The 5,469-nt window shown below is 31.7% G+C and carries 8 protein-coding genes; all 8 read right to left on the bottom strand.

What is annotated here, in order from left to right; all coding sequences use genetic code 11:
* Positions 1-152: 152 nt before the first annotated feature.
* Entirely contained in the window at positions 153-1,175 is a 1,023-nt protein-coding gene (locus ACEN33_RS11755) for a hypothetical protein (protein ID WP_407089833.1), read from the bottom strand.
* A gap of 83 nt (positions 1,176-1,258) precedes the next feature.
* Complete coding sequence (locus ACEN33_RS11750) at positions 1,259-1,795, bottom strand: hypothetical protein (RefSeq protein ID WP_197105334.1); 537 nt, start codon at positions 1,793-1,795, stop codon at positions 1,259-1,261.
* Positions 1,796-1,840: 45 nt separating this feature from the next.
* Positions 1,841-2,446, bottom strand: a complete 606-nt coding sequence (locus ACEN33_RS11745; protein WP_197105333.1) for a hypothetical protein — start codon at positions 2,444-2,446, stop codon at positions 1,841-1,843.
* Between the two features lie 47 nt (positions 2,447-2,493).
* Positions 2,494-3,081 (bottom strand): hypothetical protein, encoded by a 588-nt coding sequence (locus tag ACEN33_RS11740; protein WP_197105332.1) that lies wholly within the window; start codon positions 3,079-3,081, stop codon positions 2,494-2,496.
* Positions 3,082-3,304: 223 nt separating this feature from the next.
* Positions 3,305-3,688, bottom strand: coding sequence for an accessory gene regulator B family protein (locus ACEN33_RS11735; protein WP_407095164.1), 384 nt, complete (start codon positions 3,686-3,688; stop codon positions 3,305-3,307).
* 321 nt (positions 3,689-4,009) lie between these two features.
* A complete protein-coding gene (locus tag ACEN33_RS11730; protein WP_197105330.1) occupies positions 4,010-4,567 on the bottom strand; it encodes a hypothetical protein in 558 nt (185 codons plus the stop codon).
* 14 nt (positions 4,568-4,581) lie between these two features.
* Complete coding sequence (locus tag ACEN33_RS11725; protein ID WP_197105329.1) at positions 4,582-4,914, bottom strand: hypothetical protein; 333 nt, start codon at positions 4,912-4,914, stop codon at positions 4,582-4,584.
* A gap of 35 nt (positions 4,915-4,949) precedes the next feature.
* Entirely contained in the window at positions 4,950-5,339 is a 390-nt protein-coding gene (locus ACEN33_RS11720) for an accessory gene regulator B family protein (RefSeq protein ID WP_407095165.1), read from the bottom strand.
* Positions 5,340-5,469 lie beyond the last annotated feature (130 nt).

The following is a 5,469-nucleotide window of genomic DNA, read 5'->3' as shown; positions in this document are numbered from 1 at the left end:
AGTCTGTAAGATATCTGTAGTAAGATTGTTCATAGGGAAGTCCTCTTTTCTGTGAATGTAGTGTGGTAACTCTATTCTACAGAAGGGGCTTCCTTTTTTCTATTTACACAAGATATTTTACACTCTCCTTAGTTCAGAAGTAATATACTTAATCAATGTAATGTTAACTCCTTTTTAGTTTCAGCATCAATAAATATATATGTAGGATAAGTCACTCCATCTACTTCCTGTTCAATAACTCCTAACCACACAGGGATATATATGTCTGATTCTTCACTCGTTTTAGAGCCTAACAAATGCAGATACACTAGTTCCAAGGATGATAATTTAGTATCGTTAAGAATAATTATATTCTCATATTTATTTTCAATTAATGAAATTATTTCTTCAGCATTCAAATTAATTTGATTTAATCTTTCACCAACTTTGTTATAACCCCTAAGATCTGAATTTTCTAGACCATTTTCAGAAAAAGTTAATTGAAACACAGTATCTTCAGCAACAATACCTGCTTCATAATCCCCCATTGTAAAATCATTAATAGGGACGTCATCTATAAAAAATTTAACGGAAGCCATGTATAAATCAGTCGCAATCTGACTAATCTCCTCATCGCCACCTTCAAAATTAAAGTATTCTTTTAATAATGTACTCATATCATTCGCTGTGATACTTTGTAACTCAATTGAATAATCTAATTCAATACCTAAACTATGTATTAAAGTGTCAATTTCTTGCGTAATTTCCTCTCTAGTCGCAAAAGATAAATCATCCTCCGTCGACACTTCAAGTCCATTCTCTTTAACTACATTTTGAACGTCATAATACACAAAACCTTCACTTCTGGTATATCCATAAGCAATGCTGTTCTCTACTTGAGCAACACTCAATATATAAGACTCATTCTCGAATGAATATCGTTCCATTGTTAGTTCTGGTATCGAACTATTTTCAAAATCTGTCACTTCCAGATTATGATATGCTGCTACTCCTTCTAAAAAGTCATTCACATCTTGCTGTATTATTTCATATTTAAAGCTTTCTTCAGGATATTCATCATGTATAAGTTCATCACTAACTGAATACTCACCTTGTGCAGTGACAGTACTTAAGTTAATATTCACCATAATAATCAATCCTAACAGACCAGTAAATAACTTCATTAATTTATTCATAAATCTTCTCCCTGTCCTATGATATGAAAAAAACTACATAGCAGTCTAATCTCGTTTAAGACAGTACTATATAGTTGTATAATTTAATCAATATACTGTTTATCTTCTATGTTGAAGTACGAAATCCTACCGGTTTCTTTATTGATATAGATTGTCACCTCTAAATTCCACGTTTGTTCTTTGTCCTTTTCAAATAGCTGCTCTTTTAAGGTGAATTTCAGTTTTTTCTTAGTAAGATTTTTTTCATTTACTTCGCTAAGCACTGTGATATCTTCTACTGAATAATCAGCTGTATTCTCCATAGCTAGATAATAAATCTCGGTCAAATCACCATTGATTAATAACTTTTCCAAGTACTCATCTTCTATGATATTTTCGAATTTTTCTTCCATTATATTAACTAGTTGTTCACTTTCGTATGAAAATGACATTGAGTTGCCGTCTTTATGTTGGCTTTGCTCTTCCTTATCTAGTTCCTCGAAAAAATTGCTAGCAGTTTCATATGAGACAGTATAATTTAAGTTAATAAACTGATTTTCTATTGGTTCAGTCTTGACTGGATTTATATTTAAAAATAGAGTTGTTATCATTAAATACAAGTAAATTTTAAACGTGATCATTAATTCTACCCCATTTTATTGATAGCCTATTCTCAGACTAATTAATTATTCTCCATCTATAAATTCGATTGTCAGTGCAAATACATCCTTAATACCTTCCACTTCAAATCCTGGTTTTTCATAATCAGACGAGATTTCTTCAATGTTCAAAGAATAGCTATGGTCAGAATCTCTTAGAATAAAGAATGCCAAAGGCTCCCTTTTATTAGCTGTTATCTCGATATCGTCTTCCCAATTTCCTAATAGAGCTTCCATTCTATTGTCTCTTTCAATACGATTAGGTAAACTTGATGAAAGGAATTCATAGGTATTCAACTCGCCATCTTCTGTTAGAATACCTACACGAATAAAATCTTCTAGATTGGCTGATAATAGGAGCTTACCACCGTCGTATACTTCATTGACTAATTCCATGGCTTGCCAACTTCCGTCTTCTTGTAATTTTTCCCAGCGAATAATGTAAGATGAATTTTCGTTTTCATAATCGATTGAATAGAAGTTAGTTTGTCTCAAATGAAGCAATGACAATATCTCTTGTTGATCATCTGTTAACTCAACAAGTTGACCTACTCCATCCGCTGAAACTTGAATAGAACTTATAAAGAACAAATATAAGGTAATAAGACATGATAATAATAATTTATTTTTCATTCTGTTTTTCCCCCTTGAATATCTAAAATAGTAACTATTGTTAAAATTTAGTAATTATTTGGTAGGTATAAAGTCCAAGTTGTGCCGCCTCTTACTAATGTTAAATTGAGATTAGCTCCGATTTCACCGTAAGAGGTAGGAAGTATATACGTTGCAAAGTTTGGATAGTATGTAAAACTACTTCCAGGATAATATACTCTAGACTGGTCAATATGCCCGCCAGCACTAGTGACTCCGGATGACCCAACTACTAAGTATGAATTAGACACTTGAACTGTACTATTATAAGATGACCAGCCTCCACTTACACTATTCACCTTAACATGTGTTAGACCATTATAATACGTATACCCAAAATTCACAGTTAACTCTGCTCTAACACTTCCAGATGAGTCCCAACTATATCGATAGTTACTATTCAAAGGAACCAGATTTTCCGAACTTATATCTATAATTGTCTTTTGACTAATTTCATCTCCACTGGGACTTGAAAACGTCCCTATTTCATTTGTCAAGACTCCATAACTCTCGCCATGTTCATTTACCAAATATGCAGAATAATCATTTTCTGCACTTGCTAAAATTGGCGAAGCAACTGACAACAATATAGCTATAATTAATAATATTTTTTTCACTAGAATTCCTCCTCGTTTTAATTATCAGTTTCTCCAACTACTTTTTCATTCTTATTCTTTTTGCGTGATATCAGTCAATATCAAAATAGTTTTCGCTTAAAAAACTTAGGAAAATGTATTGCATAAGACTTTCATAATTCATCAAAAAAGAAAGTATATAAGCCATCAGCATTGCGATTAAAATATTTTTGACATATTTAGATTGAGAAGTAAATTTTAAATTTTAAAAACGATTTCTCACTGAATTAGGCACTTTTATCAAAACATCGATAATATACAGTAAAATAAAAACTAATTGTATAAGCAGAGTACTATCCCACACCATATGTTTTAAACATAATGAGATTAGTACAAACATAATTTCCGAAAACAATAAACTTTGTTCAAGGGTACTAGCATGATAGTCTCCACCACAAACTCTCAATGGAATATAAAGAAAAATTACTATAACCAACTCGCTTACCGTACCGAATAACACCCCAACAAAAACTGCAATAATAAAACCTAATAATTGGTGAACAATAATTGAGAGACCAAAGTTAATACATTCTTCTATCTCAGTACGTGATATAGCTTTACTTATTACTCGTGAAATCCTGTTAATCATCTTGACTTGAAAAATATTCTTTTACATTTTTTACTTTTTATCGGTTGAAAAATGAAATACATACTTAAATTTCCTATTATATTTAATTTTGCAATAAACATAATCACAAGAAACATAACTTAATACAATGATTCAAGACAAGTTCTTTCATAGTAAGATTCATGTAAGTCATTTGTGGTTACTCCTCTAATTTTCGTGGTTGAAAATTTGATTTGAGTGTACCATGAATGGTTTATTTAATCTTTCTAGCTTAATTTTACAATCGACGACCTTAAAAAGTTAGAATAAAAACTCTAACTTTTTAAGGTTACGACAATTTAATTATCCCTCTAACACAAAGTCATAAGAATTATATTCAATGGTGTTATCATCTGAACGTGTAAATTCGATTAGGTCATTACTAAACAACTTAATGCGAATACTCTCATCCGACTCCACTATCTCAGGGTTAGTAATGGTGAAAACAACATTGCTCATCGGATCAATGGACGAGTAAATTCCAGATGATGCATCTTGAATTTGTTGAATCACATTGAAGACAGTCGGATTATTTTCTAAATCCAGTTGATTTTCAATGGCATTGAAACTAATTCCTAACTCCTCTTGCAGAGCTTGGATATCATCGGCTTCTGAGTTGGGATCAAGTTGATTCAAGGCGGAATTGTCTGTGTGATTTGCTAATAGGAGCATGACTTCTCTTGCTTCAGGTGCCTCATTATTGATAGTTAGTCGAACGCTATTCGAGTTAAATACGATATGGCTAATAGGACTCTCTTCATTCTCGCTTACATAACTTTGATTATCGTTGGCAGAAACAGAAATTGAACTAATAGATACTAGTGATACTAATAAGATTATATACTTTAATATTTTTTTCATTTTAATTATCCTTTCTATTTTGCCTCAACGGGAGCTTTAGACGGAATAGGTATTGCTGAATCTACAGGATATACATAGCCACTATAATACGACATTGAGTTTGGTCGAGGAGTAAAACCAACTTTTTGCAAGTAACCATGCCAATATCCATTATGATAATAAAAAGTTGCTGGACCATTTCCAGAAACAGGATGCATTTCAATCCACATCCTTCTTACATCGAGTGGTTCAATTATATTACTAGAAATATTAATTTCATTATTATTTTCAAATGCTTTAGCAACAGAAGTTGGTAATACAAAAGTAGCAATTAATAATCCTGTTAATAAAATTTTATATTTTTTCATACATCATACTTTCCTTAATAAATAATCTGTCTAAATTAACCAACTATAAAATTCTTTCGTACCAGTTCAATAAAGATCAAACTTCCATTTGTTAGCAACCCAATAAATATATACTTCATCAAGTTATAGTACCCTAAAGCAAATGTTAGCCCATAAGCTATACACATTAAGTTTAGTACACTTATAGCATATTTAGTTTGTGCTACAAATACTAATTTCACCCAACGGTAAATAATTGACTTAGAATCGACTACTAGGCGTATAATTAAAACTAGCGAAAAAAATATTAAATGCCTCACAAATTCATTATCCCAGGATACATATTTTATTCCGATAGCTTGCAAACAAAACATAATACCCGAATACAACATACAATATTCTGGTTTACTTGCATGAAAACCACCCACACACATTCTTAAAGGGATATACCGCCGATTGTAAAATTAAGCTAGACAACTAAAACAGCCATTTGTGGTACACTCAACTTGTAATTCCGACCAAAGAATACAAAGGAGTGACCACAAATGACCTACACCCATCTTACCACGGATGAAC

This window comes from Ruoffia sp. FAM 24228 (assembly GCF_045528575.1).
Lineage (GTDB): Bacteria > Bacillota > Bacilli > Lactobacillales > Aerococcaceae > Ruoffia > Ruoffia halotolerans.
This window is presented reverse-complemented; position numbering and strand designations above follow the sequence as displayed.